1 protein-coding gene is annotated in these 1,152 nt (G+C 70.5%); it reads right to left on the minus strand.

The window, feature by feature from the left end:
* Nucleotides 1-452: 452 nt before the first annotated feature.
* Nucleotides 453-1,070: a GNAT family N-acetyltransferase gene (locus K6I34_RS37230; protein ID WP_229332434.1), complete on the minus strand. Its 618-nt coding sequence runs from the start codon at nucleotides 1,068-1,070 to the stop codon at nucleotides 453-455.
* Nucleotides 1,071-1,152: the final 82 nt, after the last annotated feature.

A 1,152-nucleotide genomic window follows, 5' to 3' on the forward strand; every position in this document is an offset into this window, starting at 1 on the left:
CCGGTCACCCCTCCCACCGCGCCGCCGATTCCGCCCGGCGCGTTCCCGCCCGACGCGCCGGTCACGGCCGGCGCCCCACCCCGGCGAAGCCGACGTACGCGGAGGGGTCGATGCCTAGGACGGCCGGGAAGCGACGCTCCATCAGTCTGACTCTCCTGCTCATCGAACGGACATTTGAGCAGAGGTTACTGATCGGCCGTCCGAACGGAAGAAGCAAGTGGGAAACTACAATCCGCATTTAACTGCAGGTCAACCCTGCCCCATGGGGGTACTCCCCCCGAAGCACCTCAAAACCACTTTTACACGTGAGATGCATCTCTCTCACTTCTGGCCACCACATACCTCTACGGCCTCAACAGGCGCGGACGCAACCCCCGTGACAGCGGCGCGCGGCCCTGATCATGCACTAAATGATCTTGAAAGGGGAAATGTGCGCCCCGCCCGGGCCAGGCTCAGGAGCTCGGCTCGCGCCACATCGGCCACAGCCGCGGCCCCTCGGGCAGCCGGATCGCGTCACCCAGGACGGCGAAGCCGAGCCGCTCGTAGAGCGCCTTGCTGCGCTCGTTGCTCGCCTCCAGATAGGCGGGCATCCCTTCGCGGTCGCAGCGGTCCATGACGGGCGCGAGCAGGGCGCGCCCACGGCCCTGCCCCTGGCGGCCGGGGGCGGCGACGATCACCGGCAGGTAGTAGTGCGCGCGGTCGACGGGGTGCACACGGCCCGTCAGCTCGGCCACGACCCCGGCGCGCTCGTTGCCGGGGTCGGCGGCGGACAGCCGCTCGCCGAGATCCCCGTCCTCCTCGCCGTCGGCCTCCGGCCGCACCGGCAGCCAGAGCGCCGCCGCCGAGAGGTCGTCCGTCACGTCGACCCAGCCGTCCCGGAGCGCCACGTCCAGGTACGCGCCGAAGAAACGGGGCTGCACGACCCGCCGGCGGTCCTCGTCCGGGAACACCCAGCCGCTGACCGGATCGGTCTGGAACGACTCCCCGATCAGCAGGCTGATCGCGTCCCGCTCCTCCGGCACGGCCCGGCGGACCTCCGGTACGACGGCTGCGCTCTGATGCACGGTCATGGCCCCTTCCCCTGCTTCCCCTGCGTATTCCCCTGCGTACGGACGACGCCGCGCCGACGGCGCCGCCCCGACGGTGTACGGA

Origin of the sequence: Streptomyces sp. UNOC14_S4, assembly GCF_020740835.1 — a bacterium.
In the GTDB taxonomy this organism is placed as follows: Bacteria; Actinomycetota; Actinomycetes; order Streptomycetales; family Streptomycetaceae; genus Streptomyces.